Source organism: Pseudomonas sp. MWU13-3659 (assembly GCF_023757525.1).
Classification (GTDB): Bacteria; Pseudomonadota; Gammaproteobacteria; order Pseudomonadales; family Pseudomonadaceae; genus Aquipseudomonas; species Aquipseudomonas entomophila_E.
In genome coordinates, this window is record NZ_JAMSHW010000013.1 from 126038 (window position 1) to 149240 (window position 23203).

The 23203-nt window shown below is 64.7% G+C and carries 19 protein-coding genes; 14 read left to right on the forward strand and 5 right to left on the reverse strand.

Annotated elements, in window-relative coordinates; translation table 11 throughout:
- Position 1: 1 nt before the first annotated feature.
- Together paaG and paaF are read right to left on the reverse strand one after the other, a co-directional pair.
- Positions 2-796 (reverse strand): 2-(1,2-epoxy-1,2-dihydrophenyl)acetyl-CoA isomerase PaaG, encoded by a 795-nt coding sequence (gene paaG / locus NGM28_RS17435; protein WP_240062847.1) that lies wholly within the window; start codon positions 794-796, stop codon positions 2-4.
- 19 nt (positions 797-815) lie between these two features.
- A complete protein-coding gene (paaF, locus tag NGM28_RS17440; protein ID WP_240062848.1) occupies positions 816-1589 on the reverse strand; it encodes a 2,3-dehydroadipyl-CoA hydratase PaaF in 774 nt (257 codons plus the stop codon).
- A 338-nt stretch (positions 1590-1927) separates the two neighbouring features.
- Between paaF and paaY the strand changes: the two genes are divergently transcribed.
- Positions 1928-2527: a phenylacetic acid degradation protein PaaY gene (gene paaY, locus NGM28_RS17445; RefSeq protein WP_252090907.1), complete on the forward strand. Its 600-nt coding sequence runs from the start codon at positions 1928-1930 to the stop codon at positions 2525-2527.
- Positions 2528-2586: 59 nt separating this feature from the next.
- Entirely contained in the window at positions 2587-3510 is a 924-nt protein-coding gene (gene paaX, locus NGM28_RS17450) for a phenylacetic acid degradation operon negative regulatory protein PaaX (protein ID WP_252090908.1), read from the forward strand.
- A 135-nt stretch (positions 3511-3645) separates the two neighbouring features.
- On the opposite strand, the gene NGM28_RS17455 is transcribed toward paaX, so the two are convergent.
- From NGM28_RS17455 to NGM28_RS17465, 3 genes are all read right to left on the reverse strand, one after another.
- Positions 3646-6630, reverse strand: coding sequence for an RHS repeat-associated core domain-containing protein (locus NGM28_RS17455; RefSeq protein ID WP_252090909.1), 2985 nt, complete (start codon positions 6628-6630; stop codon positions 3646-3648).
- A gap of 100 nt (positions 6631-6730) precedes the next feature.
- Entirely contained in the window at positions 6731-8314 is a 1584-nt protein-coding gene (locus tag NGM28_RS17460; protein WP_252090910.1) for a rhodanese-related sulfurtransferase, read from the reverse strand.
- Entirely contained in the window at positions 8311-8913 is a 603-nt protein-coding gene (locus NGM28_RS17465; RefSeq protein ID WP_252090911.1) for a cysteine dioxygenase family protein, read from the reverse strand. Before NGM28_RS17465 ends, NGM28_RS17460 begins: the two co-directional genes overlap by 4 nt.
- Positions 8914-9024: 111 nt before the next feature.
- Between NGM28_RS17465 and NGM28_RS17470 the strand changes: the two genes are divergently transcribed.
- From NGM28_RS17470 to NGM28_RS17525, 12 genes are all read left to right on the forward strand, one after another.
- Positions 9025-9921 (forward strand): LysR family transcriptional regulator, encoded by an 897-nt coding sequence (locus NGM28_RS17470; RefSeq protein ID WP_252090912.1) that lies wholly within the window; start codon positions 9025-9027, stop codon positions 9919-9921.
- 374 nt (positions 9922-10295) lie between these two features.
- Positions 10296-11081 (forward strand): ABC transporter permease, encoded by a 786-nt coding sequence (locus tag NGM28_RS17475; protein ID WP_252090935.1) that lies wholly within the window; start codon positions 10296-10298, stop codon positions 11079-11081.
- A gap of 2 nt (positions 11082-11083) precedes the next feature.
- Positions 11084-11845: an ABC transporter ATP-binding protein gene (locus NGM28_RS17480; RefSeq protein ID WP_502943870.1), complete on the forward strand. Its 762-nt coding sequence runs from the start codon at positions 11084-11086 to the stop codon at positions 11843-11845.
- Positions 11842-13032, forward strand: coding sequence for an acyl-CoA dehydrogenase family protein (locus NGM28_RS17485; RefSeq protein ID WP_252090913.1), 1191 nt, complete (start codon positions 11842-11844; stop codon positions 13030-13032). The genes NGM28_RS17480 and NGM28_RS17485 overlap by 4 nt, the downstream gene beginning before the upstream one ends.
- Positions 13029-13964, forward strand: coding sequence for an NAD(P)-dependent oxidoreductase (locus NGM28_RS17490; RefSeq protein ID WP_252090914.1), 936 nt, complete (start codon positions 13029-13031; stop codon positions 13962-13964). The genes NGM28_RS17485 and NGM28_RS17490 overlap by 4 nt, the downstream gene beginning before the upstream one ends.
- The gene (locus NGM28_RS17495; RefSeq protein ID WP_240062857.1) at positions 13961-14770 is read left to right on the forward strand and encodes a class II aldolase/adducin family protein; all 810 of its coding nucleotides are present in this window, start codon (positions 13961-13963) and stop codon (positions 14768-14770) included. The genes NGM28_RS17490 and NGM28_RS17495 overlap by 4 nt, the downstream gene beginning before the upstream one ends.
- A gap of 9 nt (positions 14771-14779) precedes the next feature.
- Positions 14780-15733, forward strand: coding sequence for an ABC transporter substrate-binding protein (locus NGM28_RS17500; protein ID WP_252090915.1), 954 nt, complete (start codon positions 14780-14782; stop codon positions 15731-15733).
- A 109-nt stretch (positions 15734-15842) separates the two neighbouring features.
- Positions 15843-17045 (forward strand): dipeptidase, encoded by a 1203-nt coding sequence (locus NGM28_RS17505; protein WP_252090916.1) that lies wholly within the window; start codon positions 15843-15845, stop codon positions 17043-17045.
- Between the two features lie 288 nt (positions 17046-17333).
- A complete protein-coding gene (locus NGM28_RS17510; protein ID WP_252090917.1) occupies positions 17334-18896 on the forward strand; it encodes a flavin monoamine oxidase family protein in 1563 nt (520 codons plus the stop codon).
- A 69-nt stretch (positions 18897-18965) separates the two neighbouring features.
- Positions 18966-19460 (forward strand): RidA family protein, encoded by a 495-nt coding sequence (locus NGM28_RS17515; RefSeq protein ID WP_252090918.1) that lies wholly within the window; start codon positions 18966-18968, stop codon positions 19458-19460.
- A 29-nt stretch (positions 19461-19489) separates the two neighbouring features.
- The gene (locus tag NGM28_RS17520; protein WP_252090919.1) at positions 19490-21940 is read left to right on the forward strand and encodes a TonB-dependent receptor plug domain-containing protein; all 2451 of its coding nucleotides are present in this window, start codon (positions 19490-19492) and stop codon (positions 21938-21940) included.
- A gap of 20 nt (positions 21941-21960) precedes the next feature.
- Entirely contained in the window at positions 21961-23010 is a 1050-nt protein-coding gene (locus NGM28_RS17525) for an ABC transporter substrate-binding protein (protein ID WP_252090920.1), read from the forward strand.
- Positions 23011-23203: the final 193 nt, after the last annotated feature.

The window sequence follows — 23203 nt, forward strand, 5'->3', positions numbered from 1 at the left end:
GTCAGCACCCCTTGAACACGGGGGTGCGCTTGTTCATGAAGGCGCTGACCCCTTCGCGATAATCTTCGCTGCGCCCGGCCAGGCGCTGCAGGTCGCGCTCCAGCTCCAGTTGCTCGTCGAAACGGTTGTCAAAGCTCTGGTTCAGCGCGCGCTTGACCAGGGCCAGGCCATAAGTGGGCTGGCTGGCCAGTTGGCGGGCCAGCTTGAGCGCCTCGTCGCGCAGCGCAGCGTCGTCCACCACGCGGTGGATAAGCCCCCATTGCTCGGCCTGTTCCGCGCTCAGCCGTTCGCCCAGCATGGCCAGCGCCTTGGCTCGGGCCATGCCGACCAGGCGGGGCAGCAGCCAGGTGCCGCCGGAATCGGGTACCAGGCCGATCTTGCAGAATGCCTGGATGAAGCTCGCCGAGCGCGCCGCCAGTACCAGGTCACAGGCCAGCGGCAGGTTGGCGCCGGCCCCGGCGGCCACGCCGTTGACCGCGCAGACCACAGGCAGCGGCAGGTCGCGCAGGCTGCGCACCAGCGGGTTGTAGAACTGCTCGATGGACTGGCCCAGGTCCGGCATGTCCGCGCCCGGCGCCACATTGCGGTCGGACAGGTCCTGGCCGGCGCAAAAACCTCGGCCTTCGGCGGTCAGCAGCAGCACCCGGGCGTGTTCGCTCAGGCGCACCTGCTTGAGCGCGTCGCGCACCTCCAGGTGCATGGCGGTGTTGAAGCTGTTGAGCTGTTCGGGCCGATTCAATGAAAGAACGGCGACGCCGTCGTCGGCGATGGAAAACAGGATGTGCTGGTAAGGCATGACAGGTGTGCTCCGTCAGTTACAGCCCTTGGAATCGGGCCGGGCGTTTTTCCTGGAAGGCGCGGATGCCCTCGTTGCGGTCGGCGGTGCCGGCCAGCAGGGTGAAGGCGTGGCGCTCGAAGCGCAGGCCGCTGGCGAGGTCCATGTCCTGGGCCTTGAGCAGCGCTTCCTTGGCCAGGCGCACTGCCAGCGGTGCCTTGGCGGCGATGACGTTGGCCACCTGCAGGGCGCGCTCTATGGTCAGTTCAGGCTGGGTGACTTCGCTGACCAGGCCCGCTTGCAAGGCGTGGCGGGCATCGATGGCCTCGCCGGTGAGGACCATCTGCATGGCCAGTGGCTTGCCCACGGCGCGCAACAGGCGCTGGGTGCCACCGGCGCCGGGAAGGATGCCAAGGTTGATTTCTGGCTGGCCGAAGTGGGCGTCGCTGCCGGCGATGACGATATCGGCGCACATCACCAGCTCGCAGCCGCCGCCGAGGGCAAAGCCGTTGACCGCGGCAATCAGGGGTTTGGAGAACGCGCCGATGCGTTGCCAGCAGGCCACCCGCGGATCGTTGAGGATGCCGACCAGGTCGCGCTCGGCCATCTCGTTGATGTCTGCGCCGGCGGCGAAGGCCTTGCGGCTGCCGGTGATGACCACGGCTCGGACCTGCGGATCGCGCTCGGCCGCCTCCAGTTCGGTGGCGAGTTCGGCTAATAACTCGGTGTTCAAGGCGTTGAGGGCTTGTGGGCGTTGCAGGGTGACCAGGCGGACGCCGTCCGCTGGTGCCTGCACAACGAGGTTGCGCGGCATGGTGATACCTCAGGCTGCACGCTCGGCACGGGGGTGGCCGGCTTTTCTTGGTGTTGTATGCGATGGCGCCGGGAAGGGGCAGGCCATGCCTTGGTGGAGGAGTATAGGCCTAATACGATACACAAAATCAACAATGAAAAATAAAAATGGTATCGCTGCGTGTGATTCGATCTGTAGGAGCCAGCCTTGCTGGCGAACCGGCACCAACGCTATAAATCACTGTTTTTCCGTTTGCCAGCAAGGCTGGCTCCTACAGGGGAATGTATCGCCTTCATTGACAATGTGATTTCAATAGATTGATTATTTGAATTATTTTGAATCACTAATTGAGGTGACCAATGCCCTGCTACCGCCTGGATGGCCTGACCCCCGTGATCCACCCCAGCGCCTACGTGCACCCGAGCGCAGTGCTGATCGGCGACGTGATCATCGGTCCGGACTGCTATGTCGGCCCCCTTGCATCGCTACGCGGTGACTTCGGGCGCATCGTCCTGGAGCAGGGCGCCAACCTGCAGGACACCTGCGTGATGCACGGTTTCCCTGGCGGCAACACCGTGGTCGAGCGCAACGGTCACATCGGCCACGGCGCCGTGCTGCATGGCTGCCGGGTAGGCGAGGACACCCTGGTCGGCATGAACGCGGTGGTCATGGACGGTGCGCACATCGCCCCGCGCTGCATTGTCGCCGCCACCGCCTTCGTCAAGGCCGGCTTCCAATGCCCGGAGCAAAGCCTGGTGGTCGGTGCGCCAGCCGAGGTAAAGCGTGCGCTCAGCGCCCAGGAACTGGCCTGGAAGCAACGTGGTACCACCGAGTACCACACCCTGACCCGGCGTTGCATGACCGCGCTGGTGGAGTGCCCGCCCTTGACGCAGGTGGAGGGTCAACGCCCGCGCATGGGCGACTCGGGCTTCAGGCCCAAGGCCGAGGGCGGTGCATGAGCCTTGCGCGGTCGCGGCAGGCAGGTATAGTCGAGGCTTTAGCCGCGCCTCGTCCCCCCATGAGCAGCCTTGCCCCCCTGAATCACCTGATCACCCGTTTCCAGGAGCAGACGCCGATCCGCGCCAGCTCGCTGATCATCACCCTCTACGGTGATGCCATCGAACCCCACGGCGGCACGGTCTGGCTGGGTAGCCTGATCAACCTGCTGGAGCCGATGGGCATCAACGAGCGGCTGATCCGCACCTCGATCTTCCGCCTCACCAAGGAGGGCTGGCTGACTGCCGAGAAAGTTGGCCGGCGCAGCTACTACAGCCTTACCGGTACCGGGCGGCGACGCTTCGAGAAAGCCTTCAAGCGGGTCTACAGCGCCAACTTGCCGGCCTGGAATGGCGCCTGGACCTTGGTGTTGCTGTCGCAGCTTGACGCCGCCAAGCGCAAGGCCGTGCGTGAAGAACTGGAATGGCAGGGTTTCGGCGCCATGGGCGCAAACCTGCTGGGTTGCCCGCGTACCGACCGTGCCGACCTCGCCGCCACCCTGCGTGAGCTGGAGGTCGAGGACGACTGCATCGTCTTCGAGACCCAGGCCCAGGAAGTACTCGCCTCAAAGGCCTTGCGTGCGCAGGTGCGGGAAAGCTGGAGCACTGAGGAACTGGGCCAGCACTACAGCGAGTTCATTCGCCTGTTCCGCCCGTTGTGGCAGGCCCTGAAGGACATGGACACGCTCAGCCCACAAGATTGCTTCCTGGCCCGCACGCTGCTGATTCATGAGTACCGCCGCCTGTTGCTGCGTGACCCGCAGTTGCCGGATGAGCTGTTGCCAGGGGATTGGGAAGGGCGTGCGGCGAGGCAACTGTGCCGCAACCTGTATCGATTGGTGCAGGGCATGGCGGAGGAATACCTGGCCAGTGCGCTGGAAACGGCGGATGGGCCGTTGCCCGATGCGAGCGAGAGTTTCTTCAAGCGATTTGGCGGGTTGGGTTGAAGGTCCAAGGGTAATAGAGAACAGGCTAGGCCGCAGGGCGGGATCGAACCAAGGCGAACCTTGCCTGTTCTCGGTTTTTCAATTGATGAAAACAACACTCCGCAGATAGATGGGTGCTCCCGCTTCTTTGATAAATTACTGACGCGTATACCTCATGCCACGTTCAGCGATGGCCTGGTTGAGCGTCGACTCAAGAAGATCCAGGTGTGCGACCGCCATCGAATACTGGCCATTGTATGTTGTGCGGGTAAGTAAGTACGGAAGTCCATACTTTTCTGTCGGAATGGCCCTTTCCCTGCCAACATGGTCACCCTCGCTCACTATCATCCAATCGTCATTTGCAGCACTGTAGTTGACGGCACGTGAGGTGTTGGCGAATGCATCCTCAAACATTTCATTAAAACTCTCCAGTATAGATCTTGCTTGCGATATGCGTTGGCTTAACTCGGCAAGGAAGTCATCTTTTTTGGTGTTCATTGCTTTTTTTATATCCACGCCATTATTGAATAGCCCCTGAAATGGGAAGGACGGCGTGCTGTCGCTGTACCCGGACTCGGCGGCTAGATATCCTATCCCTGTATTTAGGGAAAAGTTCGTTAACATCCCTGCCACATTTTTTTTATCAATCAGCTCCATTATCTTTCCACCGACTTTCTCACTCGTAGAGAGCAATTGGTCATTGATTTTTTTCGCCATGTCAGTATCAGGGAGCGGAGGTGGCGCCCCAACAGAAGACTTTACAGCTATACTTGCGGCGGTTCCTAAAGCAGTCGCACCTATACCCCCCAGTATTGACGCTGACGAAATGCTTATCAGGCCGGAGTATGTCGAGGCAATTAAAGTTGTAAGTATATTCAAGCCGCCTCGTGTAGCAATATGTTGGCGCTTTGAGTCAACAAAACTCAATGCCTCCTCCCGGGTGCTTGAAAAAATATCTTGCGCCCCCTCCACGGCATTGAAATAAGTCATCATGCTCTCTCTGTCTGCCCCTTGGATGAAAAAGCCCTTGAGTTTGTCGAGGGCGTGAAGCGCGTGTATTTTCATATCACTTCCGCTGCTGACCGCTGACAGATCCTCCACGCCTTCGGCCCTTCTAAGGTTAGTCCCTGTCAATCCAAGCATGTCCTTATAGGTAATCGGATTGTTGTGTGTCATCCGGTACAAGTTCAGCCCATCCACCGTTCCCACCGGGTCGGCACTCAACCAACGCCCCAGCCACGGCTGGTAATAGCGATAACCGTAGTAATACAGCCCCGTCGCATCCCGTTCCTTGCCGGAATAACGTACGGTCTTGTACGCCGCCTCCACGGTGTTGTGCGGCAGCCACATCGCCGTTTCGCCGTAGGGGTAGTACTCTTCCTGGCTGATGATCTCGGCGTCTTTATCCAGTTCCAGTCCGATACTGCCAATCAGGTCGGTATAGCTGTAGCGAATCGAGTCGTTGGCCATGCCCGGGGGCAGGCCGGTTTCCCAATGCAGCACCCGCACCTGGGCACTGCCGGCGGCGCCGACGATGATTTCGTGCCGCGACGATTCCACGGTCGTGTCGTTGTATTGAGTGCGCAGCTCCAGTCCCGGCAGGTAGAGCGCGTGGCTGAGGCGCAGGGTCCCGGCGGTCAGGTCCGAGCGGCGTTTGACGAGCCGCTGGCTGCGGGCGTCGTAGCGGTAGGTCTCTTCATCGGCCGCCAGGCTGTCACGGGCCACTAGCACGGCCCGCGCCAGTTCGCCCCGGGCGGTCCAGTCCAGCTGTTGGGCCGCCTGCAACTGGCGTTGATTACCCGCAGCGTCGAAGTACCCATCGACCTGCGAGGGATCTTCCGTCACGTCCTTGGACACGGCTCGGTTGCTGCGATCGGAGACCGTCAGTTCGATCTTGTAGCTGTTGAAGCCGGCGCCGGGGTTATGGTTGAAGCCGGTCAGGTTGCCGCCACGGTCGTAGTGGTAGTGGCGCACATAGTTGACGAGGGTGCCGTCGGCGGAGGGAAGCGGGAGGGTGGTCGAGCGTTGTTTCGTTGGGCGGTTGGCGATGTCGAGCAGTTCTCGGCCGGTGGCGCTGGCCAGTTGGTACAGGGTGTCGTAGGTGTAGTGGTGCTCGGGGTCGACCTTCTGGTTGCGGTAGAAGCGTGTCGCTTCCGCGTCATTGTGCAGGTCGAGCACATTGCCCACCGGGTCATAGGCATAGCGCAGGTCTTGCAGCCGTTTCGCATCGGCTGGCCGTACCGCGAGGATGTGGACGAGGCGCTGGGTGCGGGGTTCGTAGGTGAAGGTGGTGACCACACCGTTGCCGTGTTCTTCGCGCAGTTTCTGGCCGGCGGCCGAGTAGGCGACGGACACGAGAATGGCTTGCTCGGAGCCCCCGTTGACGGTGAGCCAACTGCTGGCCAGTTGCCCGGCGATATCATGGGCCAGGCGCTGCTGGTGCCCGCGTGCGTCGGTCTGTTCGAGCAACGTGCCGGTGGCGTCGGCGCGAGCGAGGGTGGTGTAGGTTTCTGGCGCCAGCAGCCGCTCCCATGCCGCTTCGTCCGCGCCTTGCCAGTCGGCTTCGTCGTTGGCCTTCAGCAGTCGGCGGGTCGAGGACAGCGGCAGACCGGTGAGTGCGACGCTGTCGGTCCCGAGACGGCCGGCAGCGTCGTAATGACGGACAGGTAGACCGGCCAGGTTATGGTCTTTGCTAGCCTGGTCGGTGCCGGCCCAGACAAAGCGCTCGGCGATACGGGGCGTTGCTCCGGCGAAGCTCTCGGTGACACTTAATGGCCGCCCTGCGAGTGGCGCCGATTCATAGTGGTGATAGCGGAAGACATCATTGGCGCTGAGGTGCATCAGCGGGCGCCCGGCGCTGTCGTTCAGGGCGATGCTGCGGCCAGCGTCGACACTGTCGGTGCGCAGCGTTTCACCGGTCATGGACAGCTGATAGGTGAAGTTGGGGGCGGGTAGGCGTGGGTCGGTGCTTTCCACGGGATGGCCAAACGCATCGAACCGGTGGCGGGTGATGCGTTCGTCGATGTCCGCGGGTGTATCCGGATGGCGGTGGTAGACGATCTGGCGCACGGCCAGGCCGCGATTGTCGCGGACCGCCACCGTCGGTGTTCTGTGGTGCAGCGAGTGATCTGAGGTTTTCATCCTGTTCTCCTTGACCATGCCGCAGAAATGTCGGCATGCAATTACAGGTTAGCCGAGGTCGAAAAATCACCCTGTAGGGGCCGGCTTGCCGGCGATCATTTCAGACCACGAAGAACCCATGTGTCCCATCACGCCCCAACTGCGCCACCAACCCGAACTCCCAATCCAGATACCCCTGCATGGCCTCACGTGGATTGTCCGTCCCTTCATAGGGCCGTCGATAACGATCGATACGCGGCGCCCCAAGGTGCTGTTCACCTTGCGCGGTCGGCAACCCGGCTGCGTTCCATGCGCTGTTGCCGCCTTCGAGCACGAACACCGGCTTGCCGCTCAAGGCCGCCACTTCCGGTGCGGCATAGCGCGCCAGTTGGCTCGAGCCGCAGGTAACGACATATCGCTGCACCCCGGGCAACGACGCCGGCACCTGCTGCAACTGGCTGCGCAATGCCCACACAGCCCCGGGTATATGCTGCCTGACATGATTGGCGCTGGTAGTGAAGTCCAGCACCTGCGTACCCGGCTCTTCGAGCCACTCGACGAGCGTGGCAGGGCTGATGGCTTCGGCCTGAGGAGGCACGGGGACGGGGGCAACCCAGGCGCCGGTCTCCTTGAAGTCCGACGCGGACAGCCCATCGAGCACCGCCACTTCCCAGCCCATCTGCGCCAGCCATGACGCGCTCATGTTGGCGCGCGTGCCATCGTCGTCCACCAGCACCAGGCGCGCACCGCGCACGCTGGCGACATGGTCGGTCTCCTGGACCAACTGGCCACCGGGTGTGGAGCGGGCACCGGGCAGATGGCCCAGGGCAAACTCCTCGGGCGTGCGCACATCGAACAGATACGTGGTGCGCAACGTCTCGGCTTGCCATCGGTGCAAACCCTCCAGGTCGATGCGCGCCACGCCTGCGCGGTCGGCCACCTGCCGGGCGCGTTGTGCGGCAGCGACACGGGTGGCGTTGGACACGGCGCCGAAGCGCCGTGTTTGCCCATGCTCCAGCGCCTGCCCGGCGAGGGTCCAGCCGATGGTGCCATTACGCAGGGCGGACACCGGATTGGGAATACCAGCATTGACCAGCGATTGGGTGCCGATAATGCTGCGGGTGCGCCCGGCGCAGTTGACGATCACCCGGGTAGCCGGATTGGGCGCCAGTTCCGCCACCCGCAGCACCAGTTCGGCACCCGGTACGCTGATGCCGCCAGGGATGCTCATGGTCTGGTACTCATCGAAGCGGCGGGCATCCAACACCACCACATCGGCGTTGGCGTCGAGCAGCGTTTTGACCTCTTCAGCCGCCAGCGACGGCGTGTGCCGCTCTGCCTCCACCAGTTCGCCGAAGGCCTTGCTCGGTACATTCACATCCTTGAACAGCTCGCCACCGGCATCCCGCCAACCCGCCAGGCCACCTTCGAGCAGCGCCACATCGGTGTAGCCGAGGGCCTGCAGCCGCTGCGCGGCGACCGGTGCCAGCCCTTCGCCGTCGTCGTAGACGGTAATGGGCGTGTCACGCCGTGGCACCCGGGCGAAGATCTCCAGTTCCAGCCGCGACAGCGGCACATTGGCGGCGAACAGCGGGTGGGCCTGGGCGAAAGGGTCCTCCTCGCGGACATCGAGCAGGGCCAGTTCCTGGCGGTCGAGGAGGGCGCTGCGAATAACGTGATAGGAACGATGGTTGACTTGGCTCATGCGCGGTTCTCTTTCGACAGGTCCCAGAGGTTGGGCAGGTGGCTGTTGCTGTAGCCGGAGATGAACGGTTTCTCTGCGCCTTCGGCGCTGTACACCGCACGCCGCACCGCGCCGATATTGGCGCCGTAGACATGGATGCTGATGGAGGTGCGGTCGCTGTAGGCGTTGCGTACCTGATGCAGGTCGCCGATGCGCGGCGACACCGCGATCACTTGGCCGGGCTCAAGCCTTTCAGCGGCGCCGTCGGCACGCAGGGCGCCAGGTGACAGGGTATAGCCCTGGCTGGTCTCGGCACCGCGCAACATGCCGATCAGCCCCCAGGTGCGGTGGTCATGCACGGGCGTTTCCTGGCCCGGCCCCCAGACAAAACTGACGATGGAGAACTGCTGGCGGGAATCGGCGTGCAGCAGGTACTGCTGGTAGCGTTCAGGGCTGGGCCGAGCGTATTCGTCCGGCAGCCAATCATCGACATTCACCAGTGCGCGCAGCAGTCCGGCGCCTTGCTCAAGCAGGCGTGGTTCGTCCGGGTGCTGGGCCAGCAACTCGGCCAGTTCGCCGATGAAATCGCGTAGCCGTCCTAGGTTGGGCGTTTGAGACATGACTTCCCTCGATGTCCATGTGAGAGGGGCAGCGCCGGGCGCTACCGTGGCGTGGGAAAAGGTATTATTCTTGTTGCGTATTTTTCCAGATATTTATTATGCGAATTAAGAATGAAGATAGATGATATCGATGCATTCGTGGCCGTCATCCGCAGCCAGTCCATCAGCCAGGCGGCCGAATCGCTGCGCTTGACCCAGCCCGCCATCACTCGCCGGGTGCAGAACTTCGAGGAGGCCCTCGGGGTCAGCCTGCTGGACCGCAACACCAAACCCCTCAAGCCGACCCCCATGGGCATGCGCGTGTATGAGCAGTGCCGGGCGGTGCTGCGCGAGATGGATGCGTTGCGCGAGTTGGTGCTCAGCGATTCTTCGCCCAGCGGCGCGCTGCGCCTGGGCGTACCGCAGACCGTCGGTGATGTGGTGCTGCTCGATGCCCTGAGCCAGCTCAAGGCGTTGTACCCGGAGCTGCAGACCCAAGTGTCCACCGGATGGGGCAGCCACTTGCTGGGCAAGATGGAGAACGGCGAGCTGGACGCCGTGGCCGCACTGTTCCCGGCTGGCAAGGTGTTTCCCGAAGGTATTGTCGGGCGCTCGCTGGCACGCATGGACCTGGTGGTGGTGGCCGCCCGAGGCGAGGTGGGCAAGCGCAGTTGCAAGCTCGCCGATTGCTACCAGCGTGGCTGGGTGCTCAACCCGGACGGTTGCGGTTTTCGTGCAGGCCTGCAGCGGGCGCTGAACGATGAAGGGTTGTCTTTGCGGATCAACCTGGAAACCTTCGGTACCGAGTTGCAGTTGGGGTTGATTGCCAATGGCCTGGGTTATGGCCTGGTGCCACGGCCGTTGCTGGAGAACAGTCGGCATCGGGAGCGCCTGGAAGTCGTGCCAGTGAGTGATTTCAAGCCGGTGATCGACCTGTGGCTGATTCATCCGCGTTTTCTCGGCAACCTGCAGGCGCCGGTGGCGATGTTTGGCGAGACGGTGGCGCAGCGGGTGGCGAACCAGGGGTGAGCGGGGAGGCGTACGCCTCCAGGACGTTTTTGCCTGGGAGGCCGAGCGCCGCTCGTGCGGCGCATCGCGGATAAATCCGCTCCTACAGGGCAATAGCACCAATCATGTAGGAGCGGATTCATCCGCGATGCAGGCGCAAGATACGTCTCGCCTAACGCCTGAAAAAATTAAAAATCATGCATATAGAAAATACATTCAAATTAACAATTCGCATATTAGGTTAGAAGCAGATCGAATTTCACGACGGTTTTTAAGATCGATAGCATGTGGATCTACCCAGGCAGCAGCCCTGATCCACGCTCCCGCCTGCGGCCCGAAGACAATGAAAAGGCCCCATGCGAGGAGAAGGAATGTCCCGGCAAAGCCACCCCCCGATGCTGTTACTGCCGCGCTGGCAGGATTGGCAGAACCTGGGCCTGCGCCTGCTCAGCCCTTTGCTGTTGCTTGTGCTGTGGGAACTGGCGGCACGGTTCGGCCTGCTGCCGGCCCGTATCATCGCCGCCCCCAGCACCATCGGCGGCACGCTCTGGCAGATGGTCACCAGCGGCGAGTTGGCCGGGCACCTTTGGGTGTCGCTCAAACGCGCATTGAGCGGCCTGGCCATCGGTGTTTCGGCCGGCACGCTGCTGGCCTTGTTGGCGGGGTTGTCGCGCCGCGGTGAGCTCGCCATCGACTCGCCCGTGCAGATGCTGCGCACCTTGCCGTTCCTGGCGATCGTGCCGTTGTTCATCCTCTGGTTCGGGGTGGGCGAGACACCGAAAATCGCCCTGATCGCCCTGGGCACCACCTTTCCTGTCTACCTCACTTTGTTTTCCGGCATCCGCGGCGTCGACCCCAAGCTGGTGGAGGCCGGGCGCCTGTTCGGCCTGGGCCGGCTGGGGTTGGTCTGGCATGTGATCCTGCCCGGCGCGCTGCCTTCGTTCTTCGTCGGCCTGCGCTACGCCTTCGGCATCAGCTGGCTGGGGCTGGTGGTGGTCGAGCAGATCAACGCCAGCGCGGGGCTCGGTTACCTGGTCAACGACGCCCGGGACTTCATGCGCACGGATGTGATCGTCATCTGCCTGCTGGTGTACAGCGTGCTGGGCCTGACCATCGACGCCCTGGTACGCCTGCTCGAACGCCTGGCGCTGGCCTGGCGCCCCACCTTCATAAGGAACTGACCATGGATATCGCATTGCAACGCCTGCGCCCACCGGTGCGGGTGCGCGGGCTCACGCGCCGTTTTGCCGGGCAGGCGGTGCTCGATGGCCTCGACCTGGACCTGGCGGCCGGAGAATTCGTCGCCTTGCTCGGGCGCAGCGGCTCGGGCAAGACCACCTTGTTGCGCGCGCTGGCCGGGCTGGACACGGTAGATGCCGGTGCGCTGGAGGTGCCCGAGGCGCGTGCCGCGGTGTTTCAGGAGCCGCGCCTGATGCCCTGGAAGCGCGCCTGGCGCAATGTGGCCTTGGGCCTGCGGGGCGGTGACCCGCAAGCTCGCGCGTTGGCCGCGCTACGGGAGGTAGGCCTGGCCCATCGCACCGCAGCGTGGCCAGGCACCTTGTCCGGCGGCGAAGCCCAGCGTGTCGCCTTGGCCCGGGCGCTGGTGCGCGAGCCACAGTTGCTGTTGCTCGACGAGCCGTTCGCCGCGCTCGACGCGCTGACCCGCATCCGCATGCACCAGCTGATCATCGAGCTGTGGCGCACTCATCAACCCTCGGTGCTGCTGGTCACCCATGACGTTGACGAGGCACTGCTGCTGGCCGACCGGGTGGTGGTACTGGAGGCCGGGCGCATTGCCGAGCAGATTCCGGTGCGCTTGCCGCGCCATCGCGAAGTGGCCAGCCGTGGTTTCCAGGACCTGCGCCAGCATCTGCTCGCACTGCTGGGTGTCCAGCCACCGGCGGCTTCCCATGCCCACACCCTTGCACGGACAGCGCAACGATGAGCCTGAATACCTTCCATGCCAGCCGTACACTGGATCTCGACTCGCCGGCCTTCGCCGACGTGCTGGCGCGACTGAGCGACGAGCTCGCCGCCAGCGCCGGCGAACACGATCGCCAGGGCAGCTTCCCCCACGGCAACTTCCAGCGGCTGCACGCGCATGGGTTGCTGGCCTTGACCGTGCCTCGGCGCCTGGGTGGCCGCGAAGCCAGCCTGGCCCAGGCACGGCGGGTGATCGCTGCCGTGGCCCGGGGTGAACCGTCCACGGCACTGGTGCTGGTGATGCAGTACCTCCAACACACGCGGCTCCAGCAAAACCTGGCCTGGCCGGAACACCTGCGCCTGCGCCTGGCCCGCGAGGCGGTGGAGCAGGGCGCGCTGGTCAACGCCCTGCGCGTCGAGCCCGAGCTGGGCACGCCGGCCCGTGGCGGCCTGCCAGCCACCATCGCCCGGCGCGTGCCGGAGGGGTGGCGCATCAGCGGGCGCAAGATCTATTCCACCGGCATTCCCGGCCTGACGTGGTTGTCGGTGTGGGCGCGCAGTGACGAAGCCGAGCCACGCGTCGGCACCTGGCTGGTACACCGCGACACGCCCGGCATCCGCATCGAGGAAACCTGGGACCACCTGGGGATGCGCGCCACCTGCAGCCATGACGTGATCTTCGAGGATGTACTGGTGCCTGAAGATCACGCGGTGGACATCCTTCCAGCCCATCAACCCCGCCCATCGGAGCTGGACCACAACGGCGTGCTGTGGCTGGCCGTGCTGCTGTCGAGCCTCTATGACGGCGTAGCCCGCGCCGCCCGCGACTGGCTGGTGGGCTGGCTGGCCGGGCGCACACCGGCCAACCTCGGCGCGCCACTGTCGAGCCTGCCGCGCTTCCAGGAACTGGTAGGGCGGATCGATGCCTTGCTGTTGTCCAACCGCGTGCTGCTCGATGCCGCCGCCGAAGGGCGCATCGCCGCCAGCGAGGCGACCCAGGTCAAGTACCTGGTCACCACCCAGGCTATCAGTGCCGTGGAGCTGGGCCTGGAAGCCATCGGCAACCCGGCGCTGGCCCGTGGCAACCCGCTGGAGCGGCATTACCGCGATGTGCTGTGCAGCCGTATCCACACGCCACAGAACGACGCGGTGCTCGGCGCGGCGGGGCGGGCGGCATTTGCGTTGCCCAGCCGAGGAGGGCAGGCATGATCGCCAGTCAGCTCGACAGCCGTTTCAACGCCTTGTTGCGTGATCATTTGCCGGGCGCGGAGGTGCTGCCGCTGGCCCGGGGCGTGCCATTGGATTTACCCCAGGAGGCAAGCGTCCTGCTGGCCGCGCCACATGCTGGCCTGCGTGACGCCAGCAGGCCGCCTCCCGGCTGGCCGTTCGGCCTTGGCTTCGTGCAACTGGTCAGCTCTGGGGTGGACGCTTTCCCGCGTTGGCTGCTCGATAGCCTGCCGGTGGCGAGTGCGCGGGGCGTGACGGCCGACAGCCTCGCCGAGTTCGCCCTGGCCGCGATGTTTGCTGCCGCCAAGCAGCTGCCTAGCGTGTGGATCGACACCCCGTCGCAGTGGCAGCCGCGTCCGCTGGCCTCGCTGGCGGGGAGCACCTTGGGGCTGTACGGCTTCGGCAGCATCGGGCAAGCCCTGGCGCGCAAGGCCCTGGCGCTGGATATCGAGGTCGTCGCGCTGCGACGCTCGGCCCAGCCTTTTGAAGTGCCGGGCGTGCAGCGAGCAACTGACGTGCAGGCATTGTTGGCTTGCGCCGACCACCTGGTGCTGGCTGCGCCTGCCAGCAAAGCAACGCACCATGTGATCAATACGCGAACGCTGGCCCATGCCAAGCCCGGTCTGCACCTGATCAACCTCGCCCGAGGCAGTCTCATCGACCAGCAGGCGCTGCTGCAAGCCCTCGACAACGGCCAGTTGGCCCTAGCCAGCCTCGACGTAACCGACCCCGAGCCGCTGCCGGCGGGCCACCCGTTCTACAGCCACCCCAAAATACGGCTGAGCCCGCACACCTCGGCCAACACCTCGCGGGTGTACCACAACCTCGCCGCGCTGCTGGCCCGCAATGTCGAGCACTTCCAGCACGGACGACGCCTGGAAAACCAGTTGCCCACCCAAGGAGAGACGCCATGACTGGCTTGCCGCCGACCGCTTATTCGCTGCCCCGCGACGGCCACACCGTATTCCGTTGGCAAGTACCACCGCAGCAGCCGACCGTCGAGGCCGAGCGCCTGCTGCGCAAGCAACGCCTGGCGGGGTCGTTCCGACTGTTCGCCCGGCATGGTTTCGACATGGGCGGCGCCGGGCACATCACCGTGCGCGACCCGCAGTACCCGGACCACTTCTGGGTCAACCCGGTGGGCGTGTACTTCGGCCACATCCGTGTCAGCGACCTGCTGCTGGTCAATCCGCAGGGTGAGATCGTCGAAGGGCAGGGCGCGCTCAACCTGGCCGCCTTCGCCATTCATGCCGCCTTGCACGAGGCACGCCCGGACGTGGTCGCCGCCGCCCATGCGCACTCGCTGTACGGCAAGGCCTGGTCAAGCCTGGGCCGCCTGCTCGACCCGTTGACCCAGGACGCCTGCGCCTTCCATGGCAAGCACGCGCTGTTCGACAACTTTACCGGGGTAGTGCTGGAGGCCAGCGAAGGCGCGCGTATCGCCGCCACCCTGGGGCCGGACAAGGTGGCGCTGATCCTGCAGAACCACGGGCTGCTGACCGTGGGGCGCACGGTGGAAGCGGCGGTATGGCGTTTCATCGCCCTGGACAATGCCGCCCACGCCCAGTTGCTCGCGGAGGCGGCCGGCACGCCACGGCCGATCCCCGCCGCGGTGGCCGAACACACCGCACGCCAGGTGGGTACCGAGTTTGGTGGCTGGTTCAGCTTCCAGCCGTACTGGGACCGCCTGCTGCGCGACGAACCCGACTTTCTCGACTGAGGAGCCACCATGCATCGCCGACGTTTTCTGCACTACAGCGCCCTGGCCGGGCTCGCCTGCTGCATGCCGGGCGCCTTCGCCCGCAACTGGCAGGGCCTGACCCTGGCCGTGGCCACCTACAAGGGTGCCGCGCCGACCTTCTTCGAGGATGCGGGCATCCAGCGCCCGCCCTATGCGGTAAAGTATGCCGAGTTCAACGGCGGCAACCTGGGTTTCGAGGCGCTGATCAGCGGCACCCTGGACCTGGCGCCGATGAGCGAGATCCCGCCGATCTTCGGCATCCGCAACCAGGCACCGGTCAAGCTGATCGCCGTGCTGACGGGCGATGTCAACAACCAGGCCTTCGTCGTGCCCAAGGGTTCGACGATGCAGTCGCTGGCGGAGTTGCCCGGCAAACGGGTGGGGTATATCCGCTCCACGTCATCCCATTACATGCTGCTGCGGGCATTGAAGGAGCATGGCCTGACCCTGGACGATATCCAGCCCCTGGCGCTGACGCCGCAGGACGGTTTCGCCGCGTTCCAGAACGGCAACCTGGATGTCTGGGTGACGTTCGGCTACTTCATCCAGCTGGCCGAACTGCGCAGCGGCGCGCGGGTGCTGCGCACCGGGCAGGGCTACCTGTCGGGCAACTACGTGATCGCCGCCAACCAGCATGCAATCGAGGACCCGGGCAAGCGCGCGGCCATCGAGGACTACGTGCAGCGCGAGTACCGCAGCTGGCAGTGGGTGCAGCACCACCCCGAGGCCTGGGCGGCGCGCTGCGAGAAGATCCTGGGCATCCCGCGCGAGGTATTCATCGCCCAGTACAGGGCCCAGAGCGGCCCGAGGGTGTTGCAGGCGGTCGATGATGCCGCGGTGCGCTCACAGCAGGAGGTGGCCGATACCTTCTTCGCGGCAGGCGTGTTGCCCCAGCGGCTTGACGTGGCGCCGCTGTGGGACCGCAGTTTCCGCTGGGGATAGCCGTCGCTGTACCTGTAGGAGCCGGCTTTGCCGGCGATCACCGGCAAGCCGGTGCCAGGCGCTACGGTATCTCCTTCGCGCACAAACCCGGCATTTCAAGGATGCGCCTATGCGTCGCGCCCCCCATTTCGCCTCTCTCGCACTGTTATGCGCCTGCTGCTGCGCCCATGCCGAGGTTCCCCCGGCCATCCGCGGCCTGCACGAACGCCTGCTGGTGCTCGACAGCCACCTCGACACCCCGATGCACCTGGCACGCCCCGGCTGGGACATCAGCCAGCGCCACACCTACGCCGAGGATCTCTCCCAGGTCGACCTCCCACGCATGATCGAAGGCGGCCTGGACGGCGGTTTCTTCGCGATCTTCACCCCCCAGGGCCCGCGCACGCCCGAGGGGCGCACCCAGGCCAGCGAGCATGGCCTGGCGGTGATCACTCGCATCCGTGACATGGTCGCGACGCGGCCTGACGAGTTCGCCCTGGCCACCCGCGCCGAGGACGTCCTGGATATCGTCGCCAGCGGACGCCGGGTGGTGCTGATCAGCATGGAAAACGCCGAGCCATTGGCCGCCGACCCCGGACGCCTGGCCACCTATCACCGCCTGGGTTTGCGCATGCTCGGGCTGGTGCATGCGCAGAACAACGACTTCGCCGACTCGGCCACCGCGCTGCCGCAATGGCACGGACTGAGCCCGGCCGGCCGCGAGCTGGTGCAGGCGGCGAACCGCCTGGGGATTCTCATCGATGTGTCCCATGCCTCCGACGCGGTGTTCGACCAGGTGCTGGCGCTGTCCCGGGCGCCAGTGATTGCCTCCCACTCCGGCGCCCGGGCCATCGGCCCGCACCCGCGCAATCTCGATGACGAGCGCCTGCGCCAATTGGCCGCCAAAGGCGGCGTGGTGCAGGTCAACAGCTTCGCCAGTGATCTTGTTCCCCGACCACCGAACCCGGAGCGGGACAAGGCACTGGCGCCGCTGTATCGGGAGTTTCGCCAGGCCGCCAGCCTACCGCCCGAGCAGGTGGCCGACCTGGCCCGGCGGATTCACGACGCCGAAGCGCTGCATCCGCTGCCCAGCACCAGCCTGGACGACTTCATGCGCCACCTGCTGCACATCCTGGAGGTGGTCGGCCCGCACCATGTCGGTATCGGTGCGGACTGGGATGGCGGTGGCGGCGTGGAAGGCTTGCGCGATGTCAGCCAGTTGCCGGAAATCAGTGCGCGCCTGTTGGCGGCTGGCTACAGCGAGGAGGACCTTGCCGCCATCTGGGGTGGCAACCTGCTGCGGGTGATGGCGCAAGCGGCACGATCCCTGTAGGAGCGGCTTCAGCCGCGATGCGGCCATCGCGGTGCCTGGCACCCGCTTTGCGGGTGATCGCGGCTGAAGCCGCTCCTGCCGAGGTGGAGGTGTTACTAAATAATTATGCACGTTATGCAGATTGCAAAGATAAAAACATTACACATTTTAATATTTGCATATGCTCAAAATGTATTTCTCTTATCCCATCCCACTCTTTTAGGATGGCTCCACATAGAGCGTTTTCACTGCTTGTGGCCACGGGTCATAACTGAACGCAATAAACGTGGACCAAGGAGAGTGCCCGCGATGCCATTGACCAGACGACAGCTCATTGCCCGTATCGGCGTTGTCGGTGGCATCCAGGCTGCCACCGCAGCCATGGGGCTGTTCGGTGCAATGAGCCCGGCACGAGGCAGCCAGGAAACCTACGCAGCCCTGAAACCGGCCAATGTGGGGCAGGGTGCCACGGTGACCGTGGTGGGTGCTGGGATCGGCGGCCTTGTGGCCGCCTACGAGCTGCGCAAGGCAGGTTTCACGGTCGTTTTGCTGGAAGCGCGTGAGCGAGTCGGCGGGCGCAACTGGACGGTACGCCGGGGTGATCGCGTCGAATTCACTGACGGCAGCGTGCAGGTCGCCGATTTCGACGAGGGCCTCTACCTCAACGCAGGCCCTGGCCGCCTGCCGAGCCACCATCAACTGGTGCTCGGTTACTGCCGCGAGCTGGGTGTGGAACTGGAGGTGCTGGTCAACACCAGCCGCAACGCGCTGGTTCGCCCCGACCTGGACCAGCCCCCGATGCAGATCCGCCAGGCCGTGAACGACAGCCGTGGCCACCTGGCCGAACTGCTGGCCAAGGCCGTCAACCGTCAGGCCCTGGACCAGGAACTGAGCCTGGACGACCAGCGCAACCTGCTGGGTTTCCTGCGCACCTGGGGCGATCTTTCGGAAAAGCTCGAGTATCTCGGTTCGGCCCGCTCCGGCTACAAGGTCTGGCCGGGTGCCGGCGACCAGTTGGCCCAGCGCAACGACCCGCTACCTTTGCGCACCTTGCTCAACCCGGCACTGGGCACGGCACTGATGATCGATGAGTATCCGGAGTTTTCGCCGACCATGTTCCAGCCCGTGGGCGGCATGGACCGCATTCCCCAAGCATTCCAGCGTCATCTGCAAGGCGCGCTGCAGCTGGGTGCCGAGGTACGTTCGATCCGCAACTTCGAAGACCGCGTCGAGATCGGCTACCAGCAGCACGGCCAGCAACGACGCATCAGCAGCGACCATGCAGTGATCGCGCTGCCGCTGCCGCTGCTGGCTAAGATCGACAACAACTTTACCGCTCCCGCGCGCCAGGCCATCGCCGCTGTGCAGTTCGGCTTCGCCAACAAGGTGGCCTGGCAGTCGCGGCGCTTCTGGGAGACCGACTACCAGATCTACGGCGGCCTGTCGTTCATCAACCAGGCGTCGTCCGGGCTGTGGTACCCCAGCGGTGGCTTCAACCAGCCCGAAGGCATCCTGGTGGCCGCCTACAACAATGGTGAGGTCGCCCGGCAGTTCGGCGACAAGACCGTCGCCGAGCAGATCGCCTTGTCGCGCCAGGCGGTGGAATTGTTGCATCCCGGTCATGGCCTGGACTTGCGCAAGCCGCTGGTGGTCGATTGGGGCCGTATCCCCTACAGCCTGGGGCCGTGGATCAGCCGGCCGCTGCCGGACAGCGACTACGGCCTGCTCAACCAGCCCCAGGGCCGCGTACACCTGACCAGCGATGGCCTGGCCCACAGCGGCATGGGCATCTGGCAGGAGACCGCCGTTGCCGCCGCGCGGCGGGTGGTGCGCAACCTCTCCGAGCGTGCGCAGGCCACTGCGACCGCCTGAAACAACACACAACCAAATAGCCAGGTAGCGGACCTCCGAGGCTGGCGCCTAGAAAAACGGAGCTTCGCCATGCCTTTCAAACATGCCCTTCTGGGGTTGGGGGTGCTTTTCGCCAGCGTCGGCCAGGCGGCCGAGATCGAGCGCATTCCCTCGACCTATCCCAACTCGCCGATCCTCCAGGCGGCAACCTTGCCACCCGGCACGGTGCTGACCTTCGTTTCCGGGATCCTGCCGGACCCGGCCGACCCAAAGGTCGCCAAGGATCAGCTGCGAGCCGCTGGCGACACCGAGGCGCAGACCGTCGCCGTGCTGCGCAAGGTCGAGTCGGCCCTGGCGCCCCGGGGTCTGGGGCTCGGTGATGTGGTGCAACTGCGGGTGTACCTGGTGGGCGACCCGAACTTGCAGGGGCGCATGGACTTCGAGGGCCTGCAACGGGGCTTCCGGCAGTTCTTCGGCAGCGACAGCCAGCCATTGAAGCCGACCCGGACCACCGTCCAGGTCGCCGGCCTGGTGTTGCCCGGCGCGCTGATCGAGGTCGAGGCGGTCGCCGCCAAGGCCCGCTGAGCCACTGCCCATTGCCATAGGAAGCCCCCATGCCAAAGTCCCTCGTACTTTCACCCCTCAGCGCCGCCCTGGCGCTGGCCATCACCGGCGAAGCCCTCGCCGCCACCGACCCGGCGCTGTCCACCGTGCTGGTGACCGGCGTGCGCGGCAGCCAGGAGCGCACCGTCACCGACAGCCCGGTGCCGGTGGACGTGATCTCCGGCGAGCAATTGCGCACCAGTGGCCAGAACGGCCTGAAGGACATGCTCACGCGCCTGCTGCCCTCGTTCAACGCGCCCACCATCAACGGCGGTGGCACCGCGTTCCTGGTGCGTGGCATCAGCATGCGCGGGCTGGGCGGCGACCAGGTGCTGATCCTGGTCAACGGCAAGCGCCGGCACAACACGGCGATGATCAACAACAACGCCCGGGTGGGCACCGCCGCGGTGCCGGTGGACCTGGACCTGATCCCGACGGCGGCGATCGAACGCATCGAAGTGCTGCGCGATGGCGCCGCCGCCCAGTACGGGTCGGACGCCATCGCCGGGGTGATCAACATCATCCTCAAGCAGGACGCCGAAGGCATCAGTTCCGACAGTTCGGTGGGCCAGTACTACAGCGGCGACGGCACCAGTGGCCACGAGGCCGCCAATGCCGGTTTCGCGTTGGGCGAGGGTGGTTTCCTCAATGTGTCCTTCGACGCCAAGTTGCAAGAACCCTACGACCGTGCCGGCGCCGTGAACGGCAATTTCACCACCCTGGCCAACGGCCAGCCGGACCCACGCCTGACCGAGCGCCATGGCTGGGGCGAGGAGTATGGCCTGGGGCGTGATCGCACCTACAGCGGTGCCTACAACCTGGAACTGCCCCTGGGCGACGAGTTGAAGCTGTATTCGTTCTCCACCCTCAGCTACCGCGACGGCAAGAAGGTGCTCGGCCACCGCGCCCCCACCGACATCACCGCCACCAACTGGCTGCCCAACCCGCCTTACCCCAAGGGCGGCCAGGCCACCCGCGAAGTGGAGGAGACCGACTACCAGTTCCTCGCCGGCCTCAAGGGCCTGGCGGCCGAGTGGGATTGGGACCTGTCCACCACCTACGGGCGCGACAAGGCCAAGTTGTACACCGACAACAACCTCAACTTGTCCAACGACCCGCTACTGAGCCAGCGGCGCTTCCACCTCACCGACGAGATCTTCGACCAATGGACCACCAACCTGGACTTCAGCCGTGCCCTGGACATCGGTTGGTCCAGCCCGCTGGAGACTTCGTTCGGGGTCGAGTACCGCTGGGAGAAGTACGAGCTCACCGAAGGCGAGCCCAACTCCTATAATTATGGCGACTACGTAATCCCCAGCGGCCCCCTGGCCGGCAGGCGCCCGGACCCAGGGCTGTTCTCGGTCAACGGCACCACGCCCGAGGATGCCGGGCAGATGATCCGCCACAGCGGCGCGGCCTACGTGGATTTCGGCTTGAACATCACACCGCAGTGGTACAGCGCCTTCGCCCTGCGTTACGAACGCTACAACCAGGACGTTGGTGAAACCCTGAGCGGCAAGTTCACCACCCGCTACGAATTCGCCCCGGGCTATGCGGTGCGGGCGGCGGTGAGCAATGGCTTCCGCGCCCCGTCGCTGGCGCAGAACGTGTTCTCCTCGACCAGCTCGGTGACGATCTTCGGTGCCGGCGGCGCCACCAGCACCGCACGCACCAAGCAGATGCGCCCCGGCTCACCCGAGGCCATCGCGCTCGGCGCCAAGACCCTGGAACCGGAAACCTCGCGCAACTACAGCCTGGGCTTTACCGCCGAGCCCACCGAGCGCTTGCGCCTGACCGCCGACTTCTACCTGATCGACATCGATGACCGCATCCTGCAGACCGGCGTGCTCACAGGCCCCGCAGTGTCGAACATCCTGGTGGCCAACGGGTTGTCGCCGAGCCTGTCCGGGCAGTACTTCGCCAATGCCGCCGATACCCGCACCAAAGGCGTCGACCTGGTGGCCGAGTACCGTCAGCCGCTGGCCGAGTACGGCACCGTGCGCTGGAGCCTGGCCTACAACCACAACAAGACCACCATCCGCGACCTCGCCGACACCCCGGCCAGCCTGTCCGGCCTGGGTGCCGGCTATGTGCTGTTCGACCGCCAGCAGCAGATCGACCTGACCAAGGCCACGCCCAAGGACAAGTGGATCGTCAACAGCAACTACAAGGTCGACGACTGGACGGTGAACCTCACCTTGACGCGCTACGGCGAGTACACCGAGGGCTCGAACATCCCGGCCAACGACCGTACCTACAGCGCCAAGTGGATCACCGACCTCGACGTGGCCTACGACCTGACGCAGAACATCACCGTGGCGGTGGGCGCCAACAACCTGTTCGACAAGTACCCGGACAAGATCGGCATCGTGCCGTGGGCGGGCACTTATGAGTACGGGATGTTTTCGCCCTATGGCCTGGGTGGCGGTTACTACTATGGCCGCGTGAGCGTGGCGTTCTGATGGGTCAGGGAAGCGTCGGTATGTCGTCCTGTAGGAGCGGGCTTGCCCCGCGATCACCGGCATTGCCGGTGCCATTCACCGCGTCGTCTGTATCGCGGGTCAAGCCCGCTCCTACAGGGATGGTGGGTGATCTGAGGTTCAAGTACATCCTGCTCGGGCTACTGAGCTTGATGCTCGGGATTGCCCACGCAGATGAAACACTGCGTGTCTCCAGCCAGAAGAACTCGCTGCAGGTGCTATTGCAGGCTGCCGGCGAACTCGACAACGTGCCATACCCACTCGAGTTCGCCTCGTTCGGCGCCGCCGCGCCCACCGCCGAGGCCCTGGCGGCCGGCGCGGTGGATATCGGCACCCTGGGCACCGCGCCGTTCGTGTTCGCCACGTCGGCTGACGTCGACCTCAAGGCCGTCGGTGTGGTGCGCCTGCAGGTCACGCCCACGGCGGTGGCGATCATCGTCCCGCAGGGTTCGCCGTTGATCGATGGCAAGGCGCTGGTCGGTAGCCGGATCACCACCACACGCGGGTCCATCGGGCATTACCTGGCCCTGGCGGCGCTGCACTCGAGCGGGCACAGTGGCCGTGACGCCACCTTCGTTTTCCTGCAACCCGGCGAGTCACGCACCCTGCTGGCCAACGGTGGCGCCGATGCCTGGGCGACCTGGGACCCGTACACCAGCATGGCGCAGCTGGAGGGCGGTACGCGGGTGCTGGTCAGCGGTGAGGGCTTGTTCGCCGGCAACATGCTGTTGGTGGCGAATGTCGAGGCGATCCGCGACAAACCCCGGCAATTGCGCGACTTCCTGCAAAGGGTTGGACGCGCCTGGGCCTGGGCCAATGCCCATATCGAGCAGTACTCGGCCATCCAGGCCCGCCAGAGCGGCTTGCCGCTGGATGTTCACCTGCGTTCCAACCGCTATTCCCGACCGCGCAGGGTGGACGTGGACGATGGGTTGCTCCAGGACCTGGCCGACACCGTACGGCTGTACCAGGACGAAGGTGTCATCAGCCCCGGATTCAACGCCGAGCAACGGGTGGACAGGCAGTTCAACGAAATGAACGGCGCGCAGTGAACGTTATGTTTTGCGCTCGGCGAAGTTGCATTTTTTATAATCTTCATGCGTGCAGTTAATAGTCTTAAAGTTGGCTGGCAATATTTTGAAAAATGTTTTGATGTTAGAGAAAAACGATATTTCACAAGCGCTTGAGGCTTGTTGAATATGGCCTGGCGACGGTTGGAAGTCGCTGTTACTTCGGCAGGGATGC

What these genes read in the sequence shown, in the direction of transcription:
- paaG (WP_240062847.1), bottom strand. Translation starts at nt 796, where the DNA reads ATGCCTTACCAGCACATCCTGTTTTCCATCGCCGACGACGGCGTCGCC.
- paaF (WP_240062848.1), bottom strand. Translation starts at nt 1,589, where the DNA reads ATGCCGCGCAACCTCGTTGTGCAGGCACCAGCGGACGGCGTCCGCCTG.
- paaY (WP_252090907.1), top strand. Translation starts at nt 1,928, where the DNA reads ATGCCCTGCTACCGCCTGGATGGCCTGACCCCCGTGATCCACCCCAGC.
- paaX (WP_252090908.1), top strand. Translation starts at nt 2,587, where the DNA reads ATGAGCAGCCTTGCCCCCCTGAATCACCTGATCACCCGTTTCCAGGAG.
- NGM28_RS17455 (WP_252090909.1), bottom strand. Translation starts at nt 6,630, where the DNA reads ATGAAAACCTCAGATCACTCGCTGCACCACAGAACACCGACGGTGGCG.
- NGM28_RS17460 (WP_252090910.1), bottom strand. Translation starts at nt 8,314, where the DNA reads ATGAGCCAAGTCAACCATCGTTCCTATCACGTTATTCGCAGCGCCCTC.
- NGM28_RS17465 (WP_252090911.1), bottom strand. Translation starts at nt 8,913, where the DNA reads ATGTCTCAAACGCCCAACCTAGGACGGCTACGCGATTTCATCGGCGAA.
- NGM28_RS17470 (WP_252090912.1), top strand. Translation starts at nt 9,025, where the DNA reads ATGAAGATAGATGATATCGATGCATTCGTGGCCGTCATCCGCAGCCAG.
- NGM28_RS17475 (WP_252090935.1), top strand. Translation starts at nt 10,296, where the DNA reads ATGCTGTTACTGCCGCGCTGGCAGGATTGGCAGAACCTGGGCCTGCGC.
- NGM28_RS17480 (WP_502943870.1), top strand. Translation starts at nt 11,084, where the DNA reads ATGGATATCGCATTGCAACGCCTGCGCCCACCGGTGCGGGTGCGCGGG.
- NGM28_RS17485 (WP_252090913.1), top strand. Translation starts at nt 11,842, where the DNA reads ATGAGCCTGAATACCTTCCATGCCAGCCGTACACTGGATCTCGACTCG.
- NGM28_RS17490 (WP_252090914.1), top strand. Translation starts at nt 13,029, where the DNA reads ATGATCGCCAGTCAGCTCGACAGCCGTTTCAACGCCTTGTTGCGTGAT.
- NGM28_RS17495 (WP_240062857.1), top strand. Translation starts at nt 13,961, where the DNA reads ATGACTGGCTTGCCGCCGACCGCTTATTCGCTGCCCCGCGACGGCCAC.
- NGM28_RS17500 (WP_252090915.1), top strand. Translation starts at nt 14,780, where the DNA reads ATGCATCGCCGACGTTTTCTGCACTACAGCGCCCTGGCCGGGCTCGCC.
- NGM28_RS17505 (WP_252090916.1), top strand. Translation starts at nt 15,843, where the DNA reads ATGCGTCGCGCCCCCCATTTCGCCTCTCTCGCACTGTTATGCGCCTGC.
- NGM28_RS17510 (WP_252090917.1), top strand. Translation starts at nt 17,334, where the DNA reads ATGCCATTGACCAGACGACAGCTCATTGCCCGTATCGGCGTTGTCGGT.
- NGM28_RS17515 (WP_252090918.1), top strand. Translation starts at nt 18,966, where the DNA reads ATGCCTTTCAAACATGCCCTTCTGGGGTTGGGGGTGCTTTTCGCCAGC.
- NGM28_RS17520 (WP_252090919.1), top strand. Translation starts at nt 19,490, where the DNA reads ATGCCAAAGTCCCTCGTACTTTCACCCCTCAGCGCCGCCCTGGCGCTG.
- NGM28_RS17525 (WP_252090920.1), top strand. Translation starts at nt 21,961, where the DNA reads ATGTCGTCCTGTAGGAGCGGGCTTGCCCCGCGATCACCGGCATTGCCG.